This is a genomic window from Streptomyces sediminimaris, assembly GCF_047049295.1.
GTDB lineage: Bacteria > Actinomycetota > Actinomycetes > Streptomycetales > Streptomycetaceae > Streptomyces > Streptomyces sediminimaris.
This window is the reverse complement of sequence record NZ_JBJWOT010000001.1, coordinates 6,056,638-6,079,674: the sequence shown is the minus strand read 5'-3', so window position 1 is coordinate 6,079,674 and position 23,037 is coordinate 6,056,638. Positions and strand designations below refer to the sequence as shown.

General features: G+C 72.9%; 17 protein-coding genes. 6 read left to right on the top strand and 11 right to left on the bottom strand.

Annotated features, from left to right (window positions below):
• Nucleotides 1-328 precede the first annotated feature (328 nt).
• Nucleotides 329-3,166: a glycoside hydrolase family 3 C-terminal domain-containing protein gene (locus ACJ9NR_RS28335; protein WP_412492139.1), complete on the top strand. Its 2,838-nt coding sequence runs from the start codon at nt 329-331 to the stop codon at nt 3,164-3,166.
• A 73-nt stretch (nt 3,167-3,239) separates the two neighbouring features.
• Here ACJ9NR_RS28335 and ACJ9NR_RS28330 read toward each other — a convergent pair whose 3' ends face one another.
• The 3 genes from ACJ9NR_RS28330 to ACJ9NR_RS28320 form a co-directional block, all read right to left on the bottom strand.
• Entirely contained in the window at nt 3,240-4,685 is a 1,446-nt protein-coding gene (locus tag ACJ9NR_RS28330; RefSeq protein ID WP_412492140.1) for an aldehyde dehydrogenase family protein, read from the bottom strand.
• Nucleotides 4,686-4,971: 286 nt separating this feature from the next.
• Nucleotides 4,972-6,585 carry a PucR family transcriptional regulator gene (locus ACJ9NR_RS28325; RefSeq protein WP_412492141.1) on the bottom strand — a complete coding sequence of 538 codons (1,614 nt, stop codon included), beginning with the start codon at nt 6,583-6,585 and terminating at the stop codon, nt 4,972-4,974.
• Between the two features lie 122 nt (nt 6,586-6,707).
• Nucleotides 6,708-8,819 (bottom strand): type IV secretory system conjugative DNA transfer family protein, encoded by a 2,112-nt coding sequence (locus ACJ9NR_RS28320; RefSeq protein ID WP_412492142.1) that lies wholly within the window; start codon nt 8,817-8,819, stop codon nt 6,708-6,710.
• 250 nt (nt 8,820-9,069) lie between these two features.
• On the opposite strand from ACJ9NR_RS28320, the gene gabT reads away from it, so the two are divergent.
• On the top strand, nt 9,070-10,404 hold the full coding sequence (gene gabT, locus ACJ9NR_RS28315) for a 4-aminobutyrate--2-oxoglutarate transaminase (RefSeq protein WP_412492143.1): 1,335 nt from the start codon (nt 9,070-9,072) through the stop codon (nt 10,402-10,404).
• A gap of 221 nt (nt 10,405-10,625) precedes the next feature.
• Nucleotides 10,626-11,468 (top strand): phosphatase PAP2 family protein, encoded by an 843-nt coding sequence (locus ACJ9NR_RS28310; protein ID WP_412492144.1) that lies wholly within the window; start codon nt 10,626-10,628, stop codon nt 11,466-11,468.
• Between the two features lie 84 nt (nt 11,469-11,552).
• Here ACJ9NR_RS28310 and ACJ9NR_RS28305 read toward each other — a convergent pair whose 3' ends face one another.
• From ACJ9NR_RS28305 to ACJ9NR_RS28275, 7 genes are all read right to left on the bottom strand, one after another.
• The gene (locus ACJ9NR_RS28305) at nt 11,553-12,017 is read right to left on the bottom strand and encodes a bifunctional DNA primase/polymerase (RefSeq protein WP_412492145.1); all 465 of its coding nucleotides are present in this window, start codon (nt 12,015-12,017) and stop codon (nt 11,553-11,555) included.
• A 132-nt stretch (nt 12,018-12,149) separates the two neighbouring features.
• On the bottom strand, nt 12,150-13,568 hold the full coding sequence (locus tag ACJ9NR_RS28300) for an NAD(P)/FAD-dependent oxidoreductase (protein WP_412492146.1): 1,419 nt from the start codon (nt 13,566-13,568) through the stop codon (nt 12,150-12,152).
• Between the two features lie 29 nt (nt 13,569-13,597).
• Nucleotides 13,598-14,398, bottom strand: coding sequence for an ABC transporter permease (locus ACJ9NR_RS28295; RefSeq protein ID WP_412492147.1), 801 nt, complete (start codon nt 14,396-14,398; stop codon nt 13,598-13,600).
• Nucleotides 14,399-15,325, bottom strand: a complete 927-nt coding sequence (locus ACJ9NR_RS28290) for an ABC transporter permease (protein WP_412492148.1) — start codon at nt 15,323-15,325, stop codon at nt 14,399-14,401.
• On the bottom strand, nt 15,325-16,476 hold the full coding sequence (locus ACJ9NR_RS28285; RefSeq protein ID WP_412492149.1) for an ABC transporter ATP-binding protein: 1,152 nt from the start codon (nt 16,474-16,476) through the stop codon (nt 15,325-15,327). Before ACJ9NR_RS28285 ends, ACJ9NR_RS28290 begins: the two co-directional genes overlap by 1 nt.
• 5 nt (nt 16,477-16,481) lie before the next feature.
• Nucleotides 16,482-17,729 (bottom strand): polyamine ABC transporter substrate-binding protein, encoded by a 1,248-nt coding sequence (locus ACJ9NR_RS28280; RefSeq protein ID WP_412492150.1) that lies wholly within the window; start codon nt 17,727-17,729, stop codon nt 16,482-16,484.
• A gap of 76 nt (nt 17,730-17,805) precedes the next feature.
• Nucleotides 17,806-19,344, bottom strand: a complete 1,539-nt coding sequence (locus ACJ9NR_RS28275; protein ID WP_412492151.1) for a gamma-aminobutyraldehyde dehydrogenase — start codon at nt 19,342-19,344, stop codon at nt 17,806-17,808.
• A gap of 210 nt (nt 19,345-19,554) precedes the next feature.
• On the opposite strand from ACJ9NR_RS28275, the gene ybiA reads away from it, so the two are divergent.
• Nucleotides 19,555-20,136 (top strand): riboflavin biosynthesis intermediates N-glycosidase, encoded by a 582-nt coding sequence (ybiA, locus tag ACJ9NR_RS28270; protein ID WP_412492152.1) that lies wholly within the window; start codon nt 19,555-19,557, stop codon nt 20,134-20,136.
• 147 nt (nt 20,137-20,283) lie between these two features.
• Here the strand turns inward: ybiA and ACJ9NR_RS28265 are convergent, their stop codons facing one another.
• Complete coding sequence (locus ACJ9NR_RS28265) at nt 20,284-21,033, bottom strand: DUF4190 domain-containing protein (protein WP_412492153.1); 750 nt, start codon at nt 21,031-21,033, stop codon at nt 20,284-20,286.
• Nucleotides 21,034-21,210: 177 nt separating this feature from the next.
• On the opposite strand from ACJ9NR_RS28265, the gene ACJ9NR_RS28260 reads away from it, so the two are divergent.
• Both ACJ9NR_RS28260 and ACJ9NR_RS28255 read left to right on the top strand, forming a co-directional pair.
• Nucleotides 21,211-22,275, top strand: coding sequence for an adenosine deaminase (locus ACJ9NR_RS28260; protein WP_412492154.1), 1,065 nt, complete (start codon nt 21,211-21,213; stop codon nt 22,273-22,275).
• Nucleotides 22,276-22,324: 49 nt separating this feature from the next.
• Nucleotides 22,325-23,020, top strand: a complete 696-nt coding sequence (locus ACJ9NR_RS28255; protein ID WP_412492155.1) for a glycerophosphodiester phosphodiesterase — start codon at nt 22,325-22,327, stop codon at nt 23,018-23,020.
• Nucleotides 23,021-23,037 lie beyond the last annotated feature (17 nt).

The following is a 23,037-nucleotide window of genomic DNA, read 5'->3' as shown; positions in this document are numbered from 1 at the left end:
CAGGACACCCGGCGGTGGCCGTCGGCTGCGGTGTCTCGAGTGGAACTGGCCGAACCGAAGCGGTTCTCCGACCCGCACGGGTCCTCTGCACACGACCCGTGCACGCGAATTCGATAGTCGAAGCGCTTCGATGTCGGTGGTGAGGTTAAGTGAACACCAGGGGGTGCACAAGGGTCGCTCCCAAGATTCCTCGGAGCCTTCGGGAGCGACCAATTCACTTGTGCGGCTTGAAGAGGCAGTGAGCGTCCCTTGACACTCGATGGTTCCTCGAACCAGCATCGAAGCGCTTCGAAAGCGCCATGCCGCTCCAGCACAAGGGGATCCCCACGTGACCGCACAGACGCCGCCCACGCCGCCGTTCCGCGATCCGCGCCTGCCGTTCACCCAGCGCGTCGACGACCTGCTCCAGCGGCTCACCCGCGAGGAGAAGATCTCCTTCCTGCACCAGTTCGCACCGGCGGTGGAACGCCTGGGCGTGGGCGCCTTCCGCACCGGGCAGGAGGCACTGCACGGGGTCGCCTGGATGGGCCCGGCCACCGTCTTCCCGCAGGCCGTCGGCCTCGGCGCCACCTGGAACACCGATCTCGTACGCCGGATCGGCGAGGCGGTCTCCAAAGAGGCCCGTGCGATGCGCGCCCGCGACGACCGGGTGGGCCTCAACGTCTGGTCGCCCACGGTCAATCTCCTGCGCCACCCCCTGTGGGGCCGCAACGAGGAGGGCTACTCCGAGGACCCGAAGCTGACGTCGGCCATCGCCACCGCGTACACCCGGGGCCTGCGCGGCGAGCACCCGGTGTACTGGCGCACGGCGCCCGTCCTCAAGCACTGGCTGGCCCACAACAACGAGACGGACCGGGCCACCTCGTCCAGCTCGGTGCGCCCGCGCGTGCTGCACGAGTACGACCTGCGCGCCTTCCGCGAGACGGTCGAGGCGGGCGCGGTGGCCGGGGTGATGCCGGCGTACAACCTGGTCAACGGCCGCCCCAACCACCTCTCCCCGTATCTGCGCGAGCAGCTGCGCACCTGGACCGAGGAGGACCTGCTGGTCTGCTCGGACGCGGGCGCGCCCTCCAACCTGGTCGACTCCGAGCACTACTTCGCCACGCACGAGGAGGCGACGGCGGCGGCGCTGCGCGCGGGCGTCGACAGCTTCACCGACCACGGCACGGACGGCACCCCGATCGTCGGACGGATCACCCGGGCCCACGAGCGGGGGCTGCTGAGCGAGGCCGACATCGACACGGCCGTCCGCCGGCAGCTCTCCGTCCGTTTCCGGCTCGGCGAGTTCGACCCGCGCGAGGACCCGCACGCCGGCAGCGGGGAGTTCGACACCCCGGCGCACCGCGCGCTCGCCCTGGAGGCGGCCGAGCAGGCGATCGTGCTGCTGAAGAACGACGGGCTGCTGCCGCTGGCCGCCGGCGCCCGCGTCGCCGTGGTGGGGCTCCTCGCCGACGAGTGCAAGCTCGACTGGTACAGCGGCACGCTCATCCACCGCTGCACCCCGCTGGAGGGCCTGTACGAGCGGTTCGGCGCCGAGCGCGTGCGGTTCGCGGAGGGCGTGGACCGGGTGCGGCTGAAGACCTCCTCGGGTGCGTTCCTGCACGTGGTGCCGGCCGACGCGGCCGACGCGGCGCGTGGCGCCGAGGGCGCCCTGGACCCGGCCCTGCTCGCCGGCCGCACCGACCTGCCCCCGCTGACCACGGACCCCGTGGGCACCGAGTTCGCGCTGGCCGACTGGGGCGAGGGCGTGCTGACCCTGCGCGCCCCCGACGGCCGCTACCTTTCGGTCGCCGGCGACGGCCGGGTGCGCGCCTCCGCGGACCAGCCGGGCGGCTGGGTGGTACAGGAGACGTTCCGCCTGGAACCCCACGGGAACGGGCACCTCCTCAGGCACGTCGGTACGGGTGGCCACGTCTGTGTCGCCGCCGACGGGGTGAAGGTTGCCGACGCCGGCGCCGAGACGTTCGAGCTCGTCGTGACCGAGCGCGGCGAGGACGCGGTGGCGCGGGCCGCCGCGCAGGCCGACGTGGTGCTGGTGGTCGCGGGCAACGACCCGCACATCAACGGCCGCGAGACCGAGGACCGTACGACACTGCGGCTGCCCGCCCACCAGGAACGCGTCCTGCGCGCCGCCCGCGCCGCGAACCCGCGGACGGTGCTGGCGCTGACCTGCGCGTATCCGTACGCCGTCGAGACCGCCGCCCTCCCGGCGGTGCTGTGGACCGCGCACGGCGGCCAGGCCGCGGGCACCGCCCTGGCCCGTGTGCTGGCCGGCGACGTCTCCCCCGCGGGCCGCCTCCCGCAGACCTGGTACGCGTCGGACGCCGACCTGCCCGGCCTGCTGGACTACGACGTGATCGGCGGCCGGCAGACGTATCTGTACTTCGAGGGGACGCCGCTGTTCCCGTTCGGGCACGGCCTGTCCTACGCGTCGTTCTCCTACGGCGGCCTGTCGGCCCGGGTCCACGACGCGGCGGTGCACGTCGCCTTCACCGTCACCAACACCGGCGACGTCACCGCCGACGAGGTCGCGCAGCTCTACACGCGCGCCGTCGAACCGTCGGTGCCGCGCCCGCGCCGCGAGCTGGTCGCGCACCGCCGGATCACCCTGGCACCCGGCGCGCGGGCGGAACTGTCCTTCCGGGTCCCCCTGACCGCGTTCGAGTTCTGGGACGTGGCGCGCGGCGGACGGCGCCTGGAGCCGGGACCGTACGAACTCCTCGCGGGCGCCTCCAGCGAGGACGTCCGCCTGCGCACGACGGTGCGCCTGGAGGGCGAGCCCGGCGCCCCGCGCCCGGTCCTGCGCCGCGGCCTGGCCGCGGCCGACTTCGACGAGCAGCGCGGGGCCGCGATCGTCGACCGGACGAAGACGGCGGGGGACGCGGTGGCGGCGGCCGACGGCCGCGGCGCCGAACTGCTCTACCGCGCCTGCGACTTCGGGGGCGGCGTCAGCGAGGTGCGGGTGTCGGTGGCGGGCGAGGGAGTCGTCGAGCTCGGCCTGGACGGGGGCGCGCCGCTCGCCTCGCTGTCGTCCGAGGGCGTCGCCTCCGACGACCCGTACGCCTACACGACCCTCACCGCCGGCCTCGTCGCCGAGGGCGTGCGCGACCTGCGTCTCGGGCTGCGCGGCCCGCTGCGGCTCGCGCATGTCGGCTTCTGCGGTTGAGGGCCCGGAACAGGCCGGCACGGCAGGGGCCCGGCACCGCGGGACGCCGGTGCCGGGCCCCTGCCGGGATCCGTCAGAGGTCCAGCCCGGTGAGGACCAGCACGCGCTCGTACGTGTAGTCGTCCATCGCGAACTTCACGCCCTCGCGGCCCACGCCTGACTGCTTGGCGCCGCCGTAGGGCATCTGGTCGGCGCGGTAGGAGGGGACGTCGCCGATGACGACGCCGCCGACCTCCAGCGCGCGGTGGGCACGGAAGGCGGCCTGCAGGTCGTGCGTGAACACGCCTGCCTGGAGGCCGTACCTGGAGTCGTTGACCGCGGCGAAGGCCTCGGCCTCGCCGTCCACCTTCTGCACGGTGAGGACGGGTCCGAAGACCTCCTCGCAGGAGATGGTGGCCTCGGCCGGTACGTCGGTGAGGACGGTCGGCGCGTAGGCGGCGCCGTCGCGGTCGCCGCCGGTCAGGAGCGTGGCGCCGGCCTCGACGGCCTCCTTCACCCAGGACTCGACGCGCCGCGCCGCCTCCTCGCTGACCAGCGGGCCGACGTCGGTGCTGTCGTCGCTCGGGTCACCGGTGGCCTGGGCCTCGACGGCAGCGACGATGCGCGGCAGCAGCCGGTCGTGGACCGAGGCGTCGGCGATGACGCGCTGCACCGAGATGCAGGACTGGCCGCCCTGGTAGTTGGAGAAGGTGGCGATGCGGGTGGCGGCCCGGTCGAGGTCGGCGTCGGAGGCGTAGTCGCCGAGGACGACGGCCGCGCCGTTGCCGCCGAGTTCCAGGGTGCAGTGCTTGCGCGGCACCGAGTCCATGATCGCGTAGCCGACCTTCTCGGAGCCGGTGAAGGAGATGACCGGCAGGCGCTCGTCCTGGACCAGCGCGGGCATCCTGTCGTTGGTGACCGGGAGGATGCTCCAGGAGCCGGCCGGGAGGTCGGTCTCGGCGAGCAGGTCACCGATGATCAGGCCGGAGAGCGGGGTGGCCGGTGCGGGCTTCAGGATGATCGGCGCGCCGGCCGCGATCGCCGGAGCGATCTTGTGGGCGCAGAGGTTGAGCGGGAAGTTGAAGGGCGCGATGCCGAGGACGACGCCCTTCGGGAAGCGGCGGGTGAGGGCGAGGCGGCCCTGGCCGCCGGCGTCGGTGTCGAGGCGCTGGGCCTCGCCGCCGTTGAAGCGGCGGGCCTCCTCCGCGGCGAACCGGAAGACGGAGACGGCGCGGCCGACCTCGCCGCGGGCCCACTTGATCGGCTTTCCGTTCTCGGCGGAGATCAGCCGGGCGATCTCCTCGGTGCGCTCGGCGAGCCTGCGGCTCACCTGGTCGAGGGCGGCGGCGCGGACATGGGCGGGGGTCGCGGCGAAGTCCCCGAGGACGGCGTGGGCGGCGGCGACGGCCTCCTCGACCTGGGCGTCCGTCGGCACGCTGACCCTGCCGACGAGCCGGCCGTCCCAGGGGGAGGTGACGTCGAAGGTGTCGTCGCCCGTGGCCTGGCGGCCGGCGAGCCAGAAGGCGGTGGTGGAAGTCATGAGGTTCCCGGCCCTTCCGCGGTAGGGGGTGTGCAGGGTGGTCCGGGTCCACGGTAGGGGGGCCGGGACGGCGGTGTGTTTGGCCGGGGTGTACTGGTCGGGGGCGGTGGCGCGCCGGTTCGGCGAAGTCGCCTCCCGTGCTTGGCGGCCACCCGCCGACGTCGGCTCATGGGCCGGGCCGCCCGTCGACGTCAGTTCATGCGACGGGCCACCCGTCGCCGTCGCCTCCCCCGCCCGGCCACCCGCCGACACCGGCTCATGGGCCCGGCCACCCGCCGACATCGCCTCATGGCCCCGGCGGCTGCTCCGTCGACGTCGCCTTCAGCGCCAGCCACAGCTCCATCCGGGCGTCCGGGTCGTCCAGGGACCGCCCCAGGATCTCCTCCACCCGCCGCATCCGGTAGCGCAGCGTGTGCCGGTGCACGCCCAGGTCCGCCGCCGCGGCGTCCCACTGGCCGTGCCGGGAGAGCCAGGCGCGCAGCGAGGCCACCAGGTCGCCGCGGCCGGTGGCGTCGTGTTCGTACAGCGGGCGCAGCAGGCCGTCCGCGAACGCCTTCACCGCGTCGTCCGCCAGCAACGGCAGCACCGACCCGGCCGCCAGCTGCTCGTGCGCCACGCACACCCGCCCGCGCCGCCGGGCCACCGACAGCGCCTGCTCGGCCTGCTTGTACGCCGCCGCGGCCGCTATCGGCCCCACGGGCGCCGACAGCCCCACCACGAGCTCGTCCTCGCCGGCGGGCTCCCGCGCCACCGCCGCGTCGGAACGCGCGGCCTCCACCGCCGCCGCGTACTCCCCGCACGCGGCGACCGCCGCGCCCCCGTCCGCGGCCAGCACGATCAGCTGCTCGCCCTCGGGCACGACCAGCACGGCCTCCCCCGCCCGGGCGGCCGCCGACTCCACGATCTCGGCGAGCGCGGCCGGCGGACCGGCGGCGTCGGCCCCGGCGCGTGCGCTCGACGCCGACTCGGCGACGACCATCCGGAAGGGCGCGTCCAGCAGGCCGCCGTACAGGTGGCCCGCCACGGCGCGCGCGTGGTCCGGCTCCCCCGAGAGCAGCATGCGCAGCACCGCCGCGCCGAGGCGCTGCTGCGCCGCGTGCAGCGACCTCGACCGTTCCGTGGTGAGGGTGAGCAGCGCGATCGCCGAGTGCAGCGCGTACCGCTCGGCCGTGCCGAGGGCCGCCGCCGTGCCCACGGCGAGCGCGGCCCGCGCCCGCCGCTCCGTGCCCAGCGAGTGCAGTTCGACGCGGTCCTCGTGGTCGGGCGGGCCGACCACCGAGGACGCCGGCGCCGGCCGCTCCCGCAGCCGCTCCACCTCCGCCGTCAGCCGCGCGGCCCGCCGCCCCGCCCATTCGGGGGCGGTGGCGACGACGGTGCCCGAGACGTCGTAGAGCGCCGCCCAGCCGTCGACCTGCGAGGCGAGCACGGAGAGCACCCCCTCCGGACCGGCCGTCAGCGCCTGCCTGGTCAGTTCCCGCTGGGCGGCGAAGCCCGCCGTCACCGCCCGGTACTGGTCGGCCGCGATCGCCGCCGAGACGGCCTTGCTGATCGCGAGGAAGGGCGTGCGGCGCGGCACTTCGAGCAGCGGCAGCCCCTCTTCCCGCGCCGCGTCGACGAGCGCCTTGGGGATCTCCTCGTAGGTGACCCCGACGGCGAAGCCCAGCCCCACCACTCCGGCGCCGACCAGCCGCTTCACGTACCGCAGCATCGCCTCCGGGTCCTCCGCGTCCAGCTTCAGCGCGGTGACCAGCAGCAGCTCGCCGCCCTCCATGTACGGCACCGGATCGGCGAGTTCGCTGACGTGCGCCCAGCGCACGGGCACGTCCAGGCGGTCCTCACCCGCGCGCACGGTGAGCTTCAGCGCGGAGTGGTGGACGAGCGAGGCAAGGGTCGGAGGCATGAGACCTTCAGGTCAGGTGTGCGGGGACCGGGCGAACCCTGTGATCTTTTGGCCGCCGGGTATGAACGGCGTGTGCCGATTCTGCCTCACTGTACGGTCACCCGGCGCCCGGAAGCCCGTGCCTACTGCCTCAGATCCACCAGCAGCGGAGGCGCGTGCTCCCCGCGCACCGTCGTCAGGGACAGCACCGCGTGGCCCGGCGGCACCCCGTGCGCCAGCTCGGAGGCCGACCACCGCTCACGCTCGACCTGCCGCACGGTCACCGCCCGCGCGGTCGGCGCCTTGCCGGTGATCACCCGGCGCAGCATGTGCACGGCCTTGCCGGCCGGGGTCTCGGCGATGATCTGCCGGTCGGTGACGTCCCGTGTCTCCGTCCACTCCTTGCCCCAGACCTCGGCGAAGTCCTGCCCGTCCCACGGCGTGAGCCCGGACAGCGCCATCCGGCAGCCGGCGGCGCCGAGCAGCGGGCCGCGCAGCGGCCTCGGCACGTCGTCCAGGGTGCGCAGGGTGAGCACGGCACCGGCGTTCGCCGAGCGCAGCCGCTGGATCCCGCGCACCGCCTCCGGCGTCACGACACCGCTCGCGTCGTCCAGCACCAGGCAGGCGAACAGCGACCGGTCCTCGCGCACCGCGACGCTGGCGGTGAACTGCGCGAGCACCAGCCGCGCCAGCATCCGCGAGGCGTCCGCGTGCCCGCGCTCGGGCAGGTCGACACGGACCCGCACCGGATGGTCGAGGGCCTTGAGCGAGAACGGCTTGGACTGCCCCGAGGTGTCGAAGAACCCCGCGAAGGCGGGCCGGTCGAGCAGCGCCACCCGGTCCGCGAGCACCGCCGCCACGTCGCCCGGCTGCCCCGACTGCCGCTGCCGTGCGTCCAGTTCCCGCAGCAGCGAGTCCTGTCCCGACCCGTGCAGGGCCGTGCGCAGCTCCTCCAGGGGGCCGGGAGCACCGTCCAGCAGCTGCCGCAGCTCCGGCACCGAGGGGAAGCGGCCGTGGACCGCCCGGAACGGTCCCAGCAGCTGGGCGAGAACGGTCGTGGAGCGGCGGCTGTCACTGCCCGGATGCGGGTCGGCGAGATCCCCGGCCAGCGCCTCGGCGAGCACGGCCGCGGCCTCGTCGGGGTCACCGCTGCCGCCGTAGAGATCGAGGTCGTACACCGACTCCGGGTGCCCGATCCGTACGACGACGTCGTAGGCGTCGTGCGCGCCGAGCGCGGCGCCCGCCGTGCCGACGACCACGACGGCGGCCCGGCCCACCAGCGCCTGCAGGCAGAGGGACTCCGCCAGCGGACGCACCACCGAGCCCGTCTTGCCGGAGCCGGCGGGCCCGACGGCGATGAGCGACGTGCCCAGCAGCTCGGGGCCGAGGGCGAGTCCCGTGCCGCGGTAGCCGTAGGGGTTGCGCGGGTCGTCCGTCGTGCTGCCCAGCCGCACCTGGCCGGTGATCAGGTCGTGCCGGGCCTGCCGGACGGGCAGGTCCCGCTCGCCGGAGGGATGCAGGCAGGCGGCGGCGCCGTCCTTGAGGACGGCACCCCGGAACGCCCCGAGGTCGTGCCGGCCGCTGCGGACGCCCTGCCAGGCGCGGACGATGCGGGCGTGGTCGACGTCGCTCATCTCCCCGGTCAGCGCCGCCGCGGCGAGCCGGTCGGCGGCGTCGTGGGCGCCGGCGGCCCGCAGCTCGTTCCAGTGGGCGGGGTCCTCCTCGGGGGCGGGGGGAGGCGTCTGCCCGGGCCCCGAACGCCTCAGCAGGGGCGCCCCGAAGCGCCTCCAGACCTCGTCCCAGCGGCCGAGCCTGCCCACGGCCACCATGATGATCAGGGCGATCAGCAGCTGGTACCCGCCGTACAGGAGGTAGTTGCCGACCTCGCTCCCGCCGCCGCGCCAGGAATCGGGGACGAGGAGCTTGAACGGCAGCAGCCACCAGGCGCCCAGATAGCCGTTCTGCAGCAGCGACCACACCAGCCAGCCGACCAGGAACGCGATCAGCGCCCCGCTCACCAGCTGCCTGGTCGGGATCTGCTCGGGCTCCTCGGCCTGCCGGGGGCGGTGGCCGAAGCGCCAGATCCCGGGGGCCGCCTCCGGCCGGGGGGCGCGCAGCCAGCCCAGGAACGCGGACCCGGCCGGCGGCGGAGGCATCGGCGGGGCCCCGGCCGGCTTCGGCGGAAATGCGGAGCGCGCCCGTGGCACGGGGTTCGCATGCGTGCCCCGCGCGTCCTGCGTCCCGTCGCTGTCCATCGCCCTCGCCCCTCGAGCAGCCGCTCCGTCCACCGTCAGCGGTCAATCTAACGCCCCGTCCGGACAGTTCACCGCCTCACACGGCCGGGCCCGCGACCGGCACCCTGTCCACGGTGGACAATCGCGCCGTCCGACAACGCCCACATGGAGCATGCCCACCTTCCGTCCCCGGTCCTAGCCTGCGAGAAAAGAAGGCGAGAGTCCGAAAAACGCCGTCCTGTTCCACCCCGCACAACCCCAGGAGCCCGTCATGAGCGCACTTCCGCAGGAGCGCCGGATCGTCACCGCCATCCCCGGCCCGAAGTCGCAGGAACTGCAGGCGCGCCGCAGTGCCGCGGTCGCGCAGGGCGTGGGCTCCGTGCTGCCGGTGTTCACCGCCCGCGCGGGCGGCGGGATCATCGAGGACGTCGACGGCAACCGGCTCATCGACTTCGGTTCCGGCATCGCCGTGACGTCCGTCGGCGCGTCCGCCGAGGCCGTCGTGCGCCGGGCCTCCGCACAGCTCGCCGACTTCACCCACACCTGTTTCATGGTGACCCCCTACGAGGGCTACGTGGCGGTCGCCGAGGCCCTCGCCGAGCTCACCCCGGGCGAGCACGCCAAGAAGTCCGCGCTGTTCAACTCCGGCGCCGAGGCCGTCGAGAACGCCGTCAAGATCGCCCGCGCGTACACCAGGCGGCAGGCCGTCGTCGTCTTCGACCACGGCTACCACGGCCGCACCAACCTCACGATGGCGCTGACCGCGAAGAACATGCCGTACAAGCACGGCTTCGGCCCGTTCGCGCCCGAGGTCTACCGCGTCCCCGTGGCGTACGGCTACCGCTGGCCCACCGGCCCGGAGAACGCCGGTCCGGAGGCCGCCGCGCAGGCCGTCGACCAGATCACCAAGCAGGTCGGCCCGGAGAACGTGGCCGCGATCATCATCGAGCCGGTGCTCGGCGAGGGCGGCTTCATCGAGCCCGCCAAGGGCTTCCTGCCGGCGATCCGCGAGTTCGCCTCGGACAACGGCATCGTCTTCGTCGCCGACGAGATCCAGTCCGGCTTCTGCCGCACCGGCCAGTGGTTCGCGTGCGAGGACGAGGGCATCGTCCCGGACCTGATCACGACCGCGAAGGGCATCGCCGGCGGCCTGCCGCTGGCCGCCGTGACCGGGCGCGCCGAGATCATGGACGCCGCCCACGCCGGCGGCCTCGGCGGCACGTACGGCGGCAACCCCGTCGCCTGCGCGGGCGCGCTCGGCGCCATCGAGACCATGAAGGAGCTCGACCTCAACGCCAGGGCGCGGAACATCGAGGCGGTCATGAAGGGCCGCCTGACGGCCATGGCCGAGAAGTTCGAGGTCATCGGCGACGTGCGCGGGCGCGGCGCCATGATCGCCGTCGAGCTGGTCAAGGACCGTGCGACCAAGGAACCGAACCCGGAGGCGACCGCCGCGCTCGCCAGGGCCTGCCACCAGGAGGGCCTGCTGGTCCTGACCTGTGGCACCTACGGCAACGTGCTCCGCTTCCTGCCCCCGCTGGTGATCGGCGAGGACCTGCTGACCGAGGGCCTCGACATCATCGAGCAGGCCTTCGGCCGCGTCTGAGGCACCGAGGACCCCCAGCTCACCCACAGGGTGACCGCCCCTTCCGCACCAGCCGCCCCGGCCCTTGGGAGCCCCGGGGTTCCGGGGCCGGGGCGGACGGCGTCAGGCCGTGTGAAGAACGTGTGCGAGGTGGATGGCGGGACGCGATTCCGCCTGTCTTCAGCCCATCTGCTGCCGTAGGTTCTACCCAGATGAGAGATACACCCCGCCCACAGGGGACTGTGGGCGATTTCAGGCCGTGGCCTCCCCAGCTGCGACCTGGTCGTGCCCTCGCGCACACACCCGGAGCCTCCGGCTTCGGTTCTCCTCACCGATCGGACAGTCGCCCGCCCCAAACCCCCCGGGGTGGGCGTCGATCCGGTCAGCTCGGCCGCCCCGGAACCACCCCCCCTGTTCCGGGGCGGCCGACCTCCTTCCTTCCGCTTCTCGGGCTTCTGGGGCTTCCCGCCCTGCTCTTCGCACTGATCACCTGGCAGGTCGTCGCCGACGGCCCGCTCGCCGGTGTGGACAGGCGCGTCAGCCACGCCCTCGTGGACCCGCTGCGCGTCTACGGGGCCCTCGCCGACCTGGGCGACGTCTTCGTCGCGGTGCCGGTGCTCGCCGTCGTCATCGGCCACGTCGCCCGGCGCGGCCGCGCCGCGGGCACGTACCGCTGGTGGCTGCCGCCCCTGGCGGCGGCCGTGGCGATGGCGCTGGTGCCGGTCCTGGTGGTCCCGCTCAAGGCCCTGATCGACCGGCCGGGCCCGCCGATCATGGGCCCGGGCACCGGCTACTACCCCTCCGGCCACACCGCCACGGCCACCGTCGCGTACGGCGCCGCGACCCTGCTCCTGCTGCCCCGGCTCAGCCGCGCCCGCGTGCGGCGCGCGCTGGTCGCCGCCTGCGTCGCCGTCGACCTCGGCGTCGGCTACGGCCTGGTCCGGCGCGGCTACCACTGGCCACTGGACGTCGTGGCCAGCTGGTGCCTGTGCGCGGTGCTGCTCACGGGGCTGTGGATGTTCCTCGGCCGAAGCAGCCGTCGAACGTCCGCTGCACCCCCCGGTTCGAGCAGCGGTCCCGGTTGACCGACCACGTCACCGGTCGGCGCGGGGCGGGCCGGGCGCCGCGGGCGGCCCACGAGCCGCGGCCGGTCTTCTGGTCCTCCCGCCTCATCGGCCCGGACCTCCGCCCGCCTCACCGGCCGGCCCCGCCGCCGCCTCGTGCATGGCCAGTTCCAGCAGGGCGGGATCGGTGAGGGTGCCCGAGCCGTCCGGTGGGACCAGCCAGCGCAGCCCCCCGGTGGTGCGGCCCGGGTACGGCACCACGATCCAGGTGCCGCGCCCCACCGTGCGGATGCCGGTGCCGAGCCAGCGGGCCGCGGTGCCCGCGGGCACGAAGAAGCCCATGCGGGCGTCCCCGAAGTCGGCCAGGACCGGGCCGGGCCGGTCGAGGATACGGGTGAGGACGTCGAGCGTGGGATGGCCGAGCCCGCTCGGCAGGACGAGCACGTCCCAGGCCTTGCCGGCCGGCAGCAGCGCGACCCCCTGGGGGTCGCGTTCCCACCGCCGGCGGCAGGCCTCGGGATCCGGAGCAACGGATGCCAGCCACTCGGCCGCCGTCTTCGCCCCAGTCATGGGGGACCTCCTTCTCTCACGGACGCCGGTCGCGTCACGGAAGGGAGAGGGAGGTCTCCTGGCCGGCATTACGCGGGTTCCCGCCCCTCTTCCGGGTGAGCTGCGTCACAGCCGGAGGAGAGCCCGCGCGCCTCAGCTGTCGAAGCCGAGGCCCAGCCGGTCCATCGTCCGCAGCCAGAGGTTGCGGCGGCCGGCGTGCGCGTCGGCCCGCGCGAGGGACCACCTGGTGAGGGAGATACCGGCCCAGGCGAAGGGCTCCGGCGGGAAGGGCAGGGGCTTGCCGCGGACCATCTCCAGCGACGTCCGCTCCGTCGCCTCCCCCGCCAGCAGGTCCAGCATCACCTCGGCGCCGAAGCGGGTGGCGCCCACGCCGAGGCCCGTGTAGCCCGCCGCGTAGGCGACGGCGCCGCGGTGCGCGGTGCCGAAGAACGCCGAGAAGCGCGAGCAGGTGTCGATCGCGCCGCCCCACGCATGCGTGAAGCGCACGCCCTCCAGCTGCGGGAAGCAGGTGAAGAAGTGGCCGGCGAGCTTGGCGTAGGTCTCCGGGCGGTCGTCGTACTCGGCGCGCACCCGGCCGCCGTAGGGGTAGATCGCGTCGTAGCCGCCCCACAGGACGCGGTTGTCGGCGGACAGACGGAAGTAGTGGAACCGGTTGGCGCTGTCCCCGAGTCCCTGGCGGCCCCGCCAGCCGACGGAGGCCAGCTGGGCGTCGCTCAGCGGTTCGGTCATCAGCGCGTAGTCGTAGACCGGGATCGTGTACGGGCGCACGCGCCTGACCAGGTTCGGGAAGACGTTGGTGCCGAGCGCGACCTGGCGGGCGCGGACCGAGCCGTAGGGCGTGCGCACCGCCATTCCGGCGCCGTGCCGCCGCAGGGTGAGGGCGGGGGTGTGCTCGTGGACGCGGACGCCCAGGCGCAGGCAGGCGCGCTTGAGGCCCCAGGCGAGCTTCGCCGGGTGGAGCATGGCCACCCCCCGGCGGTCCCACAGACCCGCCAGGAAGGTCGGTGAGTCGACCTGTTCCCGCACCGCCGCGGCGTCCAGGAACTCGACGCCGTCGGCGAGGCCCTCGCGCTCCGTCCGCTCGTACCAGTCGCGCAGTTCCGGCACCTGGTACGGCTCCGTCGCCACGTCGATCTCGCCCGTGCGCTCGAAGTCGCAGTCGAGGCCGTGCCGGGCGACCGCCTTCTCGATCTCGTCGAGGTTGCGGGCGCCCAGCTCCTGGAGCCGGTGGATCTCGTCCGGCCAGCGGGCCAGGCCGTTGGGCAGGCCGTGGGTGAGCGAGGCGGCGCAGAAGCCGCCGTTGCGGCCGGAGGCGGCCCAGCCCACCTCGCGGCCTTCCAGCAGGACGACATCCCGTCCCGGATCCCGCTCCTTGGCGATCAGCGCGGTCCACAGTCCGCTGTAGCCGCCGCCGACGACCAGCAGGTCGCAGGTCTCGGCGCCGGTGAGGGCGGGCTCCGGGCGGGGTCTGCCCGGGTCCTGGAGCCAGTACGGGACGGGCTGTGCGTCGGAGAGAGATCTCGTCCAGCGATTCATGGCGCCTGGGGCCATGATGTCAACTCCCTACAGGGACTTTGCCGTTACGCCTTCTGCCGGTTGCGGCGATTGCCGATCAGCATGGACGCCAGCACGAACAGGACGGCGACCAGGAACATCGCCGTGCCGATGACGTTGATCTGAACGGGCGTGCCGCGCTGTGCCGAGCCCCAGACGAACATGGGGAAGGTGACGGTCGAGCCCGCGTTGAAATTGGTGATGATGAAGTCGTCGAAGGAGAGCGCGAAGGACAGCAGCGCGCCGGCCGCGATCCCTGGCGCCGCGATGGGCAGCGTCACGCGCAGGAAGGTCTGCGCCGGACCGGCGTACAGGTCCTGTGCCGCCTGCTCCAGGCGCGGGTCCATCGACATCACGCGCGCCTTGACGGCGACGACGACGAAGCTGAGGCAGAACATGATGTGGGCGATCAGGATCGTCCAGAAGCCCAGCCGGGCGCCGAGATTGAGGAACAGGGTGAGCAGCGAGGCCGCCATGACGACCTCGGGCATCGCCATCGGCAGGAAGATCAGCGAGTTCACCGTGCCCCGGGCGCGGAACCGGTAGCGGACCAGCGCGAAGGCGATCATCGTGCCCAGCAGGGTGGCGCCGATCGTCGCCCACAGGGCGATCTGCAGGCTGATCGACAGCGATCCGCACAGGCCGGCGACGCCGCACGGGTCCTTCCAGGCGTCCGTGGAGAACTGCTGCCACTGGTAGTTGAAGCGGCCCTTCGGTTTGTTGAAGGAGAACACCGTGACGACGACGTTCGGCAGCAGCAGATATCCGAGGGTCAGCAGCCCCGCGATGACCACGAGACGGCGCTTGAGCCAGTTGACGAGAGACATTTAGACCAGATCCTCCGTCCCGGCCCTGCGGATGTAGATCGTGACCATGAACAGGATCGCGGCCATGAGGATGAAGGAGAGGGCCGCGGCCGTCGGGTAGTCCAGGATCCGCAGGAACTGGGTCTGGATGACGTTCCCGATCATGCGGGTGTCGGTCGAGCCGAGGAGCTCGGAGTTGACGTAGTCGCCGGCCGCCGGGATGAAGGTCAGCAGCGTGCCGGAGACCACGCCCGGCATCGACAGCGGGAAGGTGACCTTGCGGAAGGTGGTCCAGGGCTGGGCGTACAGGTCGCCGGCCGCCTCGTGCAGCCGTCCGTCGATGCGCTCCAGCGAGGTGTAGAGCGGCAGGATCATGAACGGCAGGAAGTTGTACGTCAGACCGCAGACCACGGCGAGCGGTGTGGCCAGCACGCGGTCGCCCGCGGTCCAGCCGAGGAAGTTGGTGAGGTCCAGGATGTGCAGCGAGTTCAGGACGTGCACGACCGGGCCGTTGTCGGCGAGGATCGTCTTCCAGGCGAGGGTGCGGATCAGGAAGCTGGTGAAGAACGGCGCGATCACCAGGACCATGATCAGGTTCCGCCAGCGGCCCGCCCGGAAGGCGATCAGGTACGCCAGCGGGTAGCCCAGCAGCAGGCACAGGACGGTGGCGGCGGCCGCGTAGAGCACCGAGCGCAGGAACTGCGGCCAGTACTCGGACAGCGCGTCCCAGTAGGTGGCGAAGTGCCAGGTGACCTTGTAGCCCTGCTCCAGTGAGCCCGTCTGCACGGACGTGGAGGCCTGGTAGATCATCGGCAGCGCGAAGAAGACGATCAGCCAGAGGAGGCCGGGGAGCAGCAGCAGGTACGGCGTCCAGCGGCCCCGCCTGCGCGGGGGCTTCTTCTCGGGGGCGGGCGCCAGGGGTGGCGGCGCCTCGGTGACCGTGGCCATCAGGCGGCCTCCTCCTCGACGCTCTCCACGCCCGCGTCGATGTCCTGGGCCGCGTCGAGGCCGAAGGTGTGGGCCGGGTTCCAGTGCAGGACGACCTCGGCGCCGGGCACCAGCCGGGCGTCGCGGTCGACGTTCTGTGCGTAGACCTCGAACTCCGGGCAGACGGGGCTGTCGATGACGTACTGGGTGGAGACGCCGATGAAGCTGGAGTCGGCGATCTTCCCGGTAATGCGGTTGCGGCCCTCGGCGATCTCGCCCGCGTCGTCGGCGTGCGTGAGGGTGATCTTCTCCGGGCGGACACCGACCAGCACCCTGCCGCCGGTCGTCGCCGGGGCGCCGCAGCGCGACCCGGGCAGCACCAGCTTGCCGCCGCCCGCCCTGAGCACGATGTCGTCGCCGCTCTTGGTGTCGACCTCGGCCTCGATCAGGTTCGACGTGCCGAGGAAGTTGGCGACGAACGTCGTCTGCGGGTTCTCGTAGAGGTCGGTGGGCGAGCCGAGCTGCTCCACCCGGCCCGCGTTCATCACGGCGACCGTGTCGGCCATGGTCATGGCCTCCTCCTGGTCGTGCGTGACGTGGATGAAGGTGATGCCGACCTCGGTCTGGATGCGCTTGAGCTCCAGCTGCATCTGGCGGCGCAGCTTGAGGTCGAGGGCGCCGAGGGGCTCGTCGAGGAGGAGCACCTTCGGATGGTTGATCAGCGCGCGGGCCACCGCGACGCGCTGCTGCTGGCCGCCGGAGAGCTGGTGCGGCTTCTTGCGCGCCTGCTCGCCGAGCTGGACCAGCTCCAGCATGTCCTCGACCTGCTTCCTGACGCTCTTGATGCCGCGCCGGCGCAGGCCGAAGGCGACGTTCTCGAAGATGTCCAGGTGCGGGAAGAGGGCGTAGGACTGGAAGACCGTGTTCACCGGCCGCTTGTAGGGCGGCAGGTGGGTGACCTCCTGGTCGCCGAGGTGGACGGTGCCGCCGGTGGGCTCCTCCAGCCCCGCGATCATGCGCAGGGTGGTGGTCTTGCCGCAGCCGGACGCGCCGAGCAGGGCGAAGAAGGAGCCCTGGGGCACGGTCAGCTCCAGCGGGTGCACGGCGGTGAAGGAGCCGTAGGTCTTGCTGATGCCGGAGAGGCGGACGTCGCCGCTGCTGTCTTTCGTCATCTTCGTCACGCCCCTGTGAGCTTCGCGAACTTCTGCTGGTAGGCCGTCTCTTCCTTCGAGCTCAGCGCACGGAAGGCGACGGACTTCGCCTGCATGGCCTTGTCGGGAAGGATCAGCGGGTTGTCCGCCGCCGACTTGTCGATCTTGGCGAGGTACGGCTTCACGTCCGCGACCGGACTGACGTAGTTGATGTAGGCGGCGAGTTCGGCGGCCGGTTCGGGCTCGTAGTAGTAGTCGATGAGCCGCTCGGCGTTCGTCTTGTGGCGTGCCTTGTTGGGGATCATCAGGTTGTCGGTGGACGTCATGTAGCCGCTGGCGGGGATGATGTAGCCGACGTCGGGGTTGTCCGCCTGCAGCTGGACGATGTCGCCGCCCCAGGCGATGCACGCGGCCAGGTCGCCCTTGCTGAGGTCCGAGGTGTAGTCGTTGCCGGTGAAGCGGCGGATCTGGCCCTTGTCGACGGACCTCTGGAGCCGGGCGATCACCGCGTCGTAGTCGTCGTCGGTGAACTTCGCCGGGTTCTTGCCCATGTCGAGCATGGTCATGCCGACGGTGTCCCGCATCTCGGTCAGCAGGCCGACCCGGCCCTTGAGCTTGGGGTTGTCCAGCAGGTCGGAGACCGTCCTGACCTCGACGCCGTCGAGTGCCTTCTTGTTGAAGGCGACGACGGTCGAGATGCCCTGCCACACGTACGAGTAGGCGCGGCCCGGGTCCCAGTCGGGCTCGCGGAACTGCTCGGAGAGGTTGGCGAAGGCGTGCGGCAGGTGGGAGGCGTCCAGCTTCTGCACGTAGCCGAGGCGGATCATGCGGGCGGCCAGCCAGTCGGTGAGCACGATGAGGTCGCGGCCGGTGTCCTGGCCCGCGGCGAGCTGCGGCTGGATCTTGCCGAAGAACTCGTCGTTGTCGTTGATGTCCTCGGTGTACTTCACCGTGATGCCGGTCCGCTTGCGGAACGCCGCCAGCGTCGGATGGTGCTTGCCGCTGTCGTCCACGTCGATGTACTCGGGCCAGTTGGAGAAGTTGATCTCCTTCTCCTCGGCCGAGTGGTCGTCGGCGGACTGGCCGCCTTCCGTCTTGCCCGCCGCGGGGATACCGCAGCCGCTCAGCGCCGCCATGCCGCCGGCGGCGAGTGCGCCGCCCGCGGAGGCGCGCAGCAGCGAACGGCGGGTCATGGCGGCCCGTCCGTTGCGGTAACTGCGCCGCACGGCGGCCGCTACGGCCGGTGACAGGCGGTCGGGCTCGTACTGCTCCATGCGCGTGCTGCCCTTTCGAGGGGTGCGGCCGCGGGTCGGGCGGCCTGTTCTTCACCCGGCCGCAGCCGGATACTGACTACGGTCGGTCCCCGAAGACGGTGCGGTGCCAGTCCTTCCTGGCCACCGCGGTGTTGTCGAACATGACGTGCTTGATCTGGGTGTACTCCTCGAAGGAGTAGGCGGACATGTCCTTGCCGAAGCCGGACGCCTTGTAGCCTCCGTGCGGCATCTCGCTGATGATCGGGATGTGATCGTTGATCCACACGCAGCCCGCCCTGATGTCGCGGGTGGCGCGGTTGGCCCGGTAGACGTCGCGGCTCCAGGCGGAGGCGGCGAGGCCGTACGGGGTGTCGTTGGCGAGCCCGATCCCATCGTCGTCGCTGTCGAACGGCAGGACCACCAGGACCGGGCCGAAGATCTCGGACTGGACGATCTCGCTGTCCTGGGCGGCGTCCGCGATCAGGGTGGGGCGGTAGTACGCGCCCTTGCCGAGGTCTCCCCCGGGGGCCTCGCCGCCGGTCACCACGCGCGCGTGGGAGCGCGCCCGCTCGACGAAGCCGGCGACGCGGTCCCGCTGGGCGTGCGAGATCAGCGGGCCGAGGTCGGTGCCGGCGGCGAAGGGGTCGCCGAGCCGGACGGTCTCCATGAGGGCTGCCGTCCGCTCGACGAAGGCCTCGTAGAGGGGACGCTGCACGTACGCGCGCGTGGCGGCCGTGCAGTCCTGGCCGGTGTTGATGAGCGCGCCCGCGACGGCGCCCTCGACCGCGGCGTCCAGGTCCGCGTCGTCGAAGACCACGAAGGGCGCCTTGCCGCCGAGTTCCAGGTGGATGCGCTTGACGGTCGCGGTGGCGACCTCGGCGACGCGCCTGCCGACGGCGGTGGAGCCGGTGAAGGAGGTCATGACCACGTCGGGGTGGCCCACCAGGTGCTCGCCGGCTTCCTTCCCGGTGCCGCTGACGATGTTGACGACACCGTCCGGGATACCGGCGTCGGTCGCGGCCCGCGCGAACATCAGTGAGGTGAGCGGGGTGAGCTCGGCGGGCTTGAGCACGATGGTGTTGCCCGCGGCGATCGCCGGGAGGATCTTCCAGGCGGCCATCTGGAGGGGGTAGTTCCAGGGCGCGACGGAGCCGACGACGCCGATCGGCTCGCGGCGGACGTAGGAGGTGTGGTCGCCGGAGTACTCGCCGGCCGACTGCCCCTGCAGATGCCGGGCGGCGCCCGCGAAGAAGGCGGTGTTGTCGATGGTGCCCGGCACGTCGAACTCGCGGGTCAGCTTCAGCGGCTTGCCGCACTGCAGGGACTCGGCGCGGGCGAGGTCCTCGGCGCGGTCGGCGAGCACGGCGGCGAAGCGGTGCAGCGCGTCCGAGCGCTCGCCGGGGGTGGCGCCGGACCAGCCGGGGAAGGCGGCGCGGGCGGCGGCCACGGCCGCTTCCACGTCGTCGGGGCCTGCCGTCTCGTAGCGGTACACCTCCTCGCCGGTCGCCGGGTCGACGACCGCGTGCGTACGGCCGGACGTGCCCTTGGCCGGACGGCCCGCGATGAACTGCGCACCGTCCGCGAAGCGGTCCTGCGCCGGGAGTCGCTCCGGGGTGTCACTGCCCGGGATCTGCATGTCGCTCTCCTCCGCCTTCGCCCCGCGGATCGGGGGGCGGGTGGCGTAGCTCCAGCTCGATTTGAGTGCCGATCCTGACAGAGCAGCAGCGGTCCTACAAGGGATTCCGTTGTTGCCTTTCGGTTACGCGACGGAATCTGTCGACCAGGTGTCGAGTGAGCTCGGAAAAGGAGGGACGGAGTGTCAGTGGTGCCTGCCAGACTCGCGTGCATGGAGAGGACCACGGGGAAGACGGGGAAGATCGACTCCAGGGACGCCCTGATCAGGGAGGTCCGCGCCGGGACTCGGATCAGGTATCTGCACTTCTGGGGAGACCGGGCGCGGGCCGGCGGGCGGGTGGGCCCGGGCTGCCTGAGTCAGTGGTGGCCGTCGCCGTTCACCGTGGACGGGGTGACGTACGGGACGGCCGAGCACTGGATGATGGCGGCCAAGGCCCGCCTCTTCGGCGACGCGGAGGCGGAGCGCCGGGCCCTCGCCGCGGAGCACCCCTCCCTCGCCAAGAAGGCGGGGCGCCTGGTGCGCGGCTTCGACGAGCGGACATGGGAGCGCGAGCGCTTCGGGGTCGTCGTCGAGGGCAGCGTCCACAAGTTCACCGCCCACGCGGACCTGCGGGAATTCCTGCTGAACACGGGCGAACGCGTCCTGGTCGAGGCGAGCCCGGTGGACCGGGTCTGGGGCATCGGCCGCGCGGCGGACGACGAGGCGGCCACGGATCCGGAGCGGTGGCGGGGGCCGAACCTGCTGGGATTCGCGTTGATGGAGGCACGCAGGCGGCTGCGCGAGGGGGTCTGAGGGGTCCGGTGCGGTTGCGCGAGGGGGCCCGGCCGGGTGGCGGCCCTGGGGCGGTGGGCGATCGGGCGGGCCGGTCGCGGAGGTGAACCGGAAAGAGGGCCCGGCGGAGGCACGGGTGAGGTGCGGAAGGGGCCGGCCCGGCTGTCGTCAGGGGTTGGCTATCAGCAGGGCGATCATGACCAGGCCGAGGACGATGCCCGCGGCGCCGCAGATGATGCCCGCCAGGGCCTGACCCGGGTTGGTGGCCTCGCCCCGGCGGGCCCTGGCGCGGCCGATCGAACCGAAGATCACCGCGAGCGCGCCCAGCAGGACGGCGATCGGCCACAGGCAGAAGACGACGGCCGCGATGATGCCGATCACCAGGGCGGCGGTTCCCATGCCGTTTCTGGGGACCGGCGTCATGCCGGGCCAGCCGTAGTAGCCCGGTACGCCGGTGGCCTGCTGCGGGTAGCCGTAGCCGTAGGGGACCTGGCCGGGGCCGTCGGGGGCTATGGGGGGCGGGGGGACGGGCTCGCCGTGCCGGTGGACGGCAGGGGCGTAGGGGCTCGCCGGGGGCGGGGACACCGGCGGGGTGAAGGGGTTGGCCCAGGGCTGGGACGGGTGCGGCGCCGTGTCACCGGCGCCGGGCAGGGAGGTGACCGTCTGCTGGTCGTGGACGGCGGGGCGCGCCGGACCGGCCGGACCGCTCCCCGGGTCCGCCGCCGGCACGTCGTTCCCGGCGATCGTGTATCCGGACCCCGCCCGGCCGTCGTCCGCCGGCGGGACCCAGGGGGCCGGTTCCGCAGCGGAGCGGTCGGGCTTGGCCAGGGGCACCCCGGGGGCCGCGTCAGGCGCGTCGGTCTCCGACGGCGCGGCCCACGGGTCGCGGGCGGCCGGCGTCTGCGCGTCGTCGGACATGCGCGGGGTCCCCTCTGTCGAACGTCCCGTCATGCTACGGCCCGAGCTCCGTGCCGGGGAGCGGGGTCCGCGGGGCGGGGCCCCGGCCTACGATGATCCGCGAGTCACCGATCAGCCGATCACCCGCGTCCCGCCCGGCCGAACCCGCCGCGGGACGCCGCCTCCGGGGAGGAACCCTTGACCGAGCACCTCGACGCGCCCGCCGCACCACTGCGCGACCTGCACGCCTTCATCGCCGGACTGCCCAAGGCGGAACTGCACGTCCACCACGTCGGCTCCGCCTCCCCGCGGATCGTCTCCGAACTCGCCGCCCGGCACCCCGACTCCAAGGTGCCCTCCGACCCCGAGGCGCTGGTCGACTACTTCACGTTCACGGACTTCGCCCACTTCATCGAGGTGTACCTGTCCGTCGTCGACCTGATCCGCACGCCGGAGGACGTGCGCCTGCTGACGTACGAGATCGCCCGCGACCTGGCCCGGCAGCAGGTGCGCTACGCCGAGTTGACCATCACGCCGTGGTCCTCGACCCGCCGCAACATCGACGAGCGCGCCTTCATGGACGCCGTCGAGGACGCCCGCAAGGCCGCCGAGGCCGAGTTCGGGACCGTGCTGCGCTGGTGCTTCGACATCCCCGGGGAGGCCGGCCTGGAGGCCGCCGAGGAGACGACGCGGCTCGCGACCGACGACCGGCTGCGGCCGGAGGGGCTGGTGTCGTTCGGGCTCGGCGGACCCGAGGTCGGCGTGCCGCGGCCGCAGTTCAAGCCGTACTTCGACCGTGCCGTCGCAGCCGGTCTGCGCTCGGTGCCGCACGCGGGCGAGACCACGGGACCGGAGACGGTGTGGGACGCGCTCACCCACCTCCACGCCGAGCGCATCGGGCACGGCACCAACTCCGTCAAGGACCCGAAGCTCCTCGCGCACCTCGCCGAGCACCGTATCCCGCTGGAGGTCTGCCCGACCTCCAACATCGCCACGCGCGCGGTCCGCACCCTCCAGGAGCACCCGATCAAGGAGTTCGCGCGGGCCGGGATCGTGATCACCGTCAACTCCGACGACCCGCCGATGTTCGGCACCGACCTCAACAACGAGTACGCGGTCGCCGCCCGTCTGCTGAACCTGCACGAGCGGGGCCTGGCCGAGCTGGCGAAGACCGCGGTCGACGTCTCCTTCCTGGACGAACCGGGCAAGGCCCGCATCCGGGACGAGATCGACGCCTACACCTCGGCCTGGCTCGCGCCCTGACGCCGGTCCGCCCGCCGCCGCGCGGCGCGGAACCGTCAGAATGGGGGCCATGCAGAACGTGACCGCCGTGGCCCACCGCGGCGACCCCTACCGTGTCCGCGAGAACACGCTCGACTCGCTGCGTTCCGCGCTCGCCCAGGGCGCGGACGCGGTCGAGATCGACGTACGGCTCACCAAGGACGGCGTCCCCGTGCTGCTGCACGACGACACGCTCAAACGGCTGTGGGAGCACGAGCGGCCCCTGCGCTCGCTGTCGGCGGACGAGCTGCGCGGCCTGACGGGGGGCGGGGTGCCGACCCTGGTGGAGGCGCTCGCCGCGGTCGGGGACAGCCGGGTCATGCTCGACCTGCCCGGGACGCGCGAGGCGCGGACGGCCCGCCGGATCGTGGACGCCGTGCGCGAGGCCGGTGCGCAGGACCGCGTGTACTACTGCGCGGACGCCCGGGCCATGCTCGCCGTCCGGGCGGCCGATCCGTCCGCCGAGATCGCGCTGACCTGGCAGACGCTGGCCCCGCCGCGGCCCGCGCTGCTGGACGCCGTGCGCCCGCGCTGGCTCAACTACCGCTTCGCGCTGGCCGGCAAGGACCTCGCCGCCCGGGTCCACCGGGACGGCTACCTGCTGTCCGTGTGGACCCCCGACACCCGGCGCTCCATGCGCCGGCTGATCGACGTCGGCGTCGACTCGATCACGACGAACCGCGTCGACGTGCTGTGCGCGCTGCGGGACCACGCCGCGGAGAGCTGAGGCGGCTCGGGGGTGAG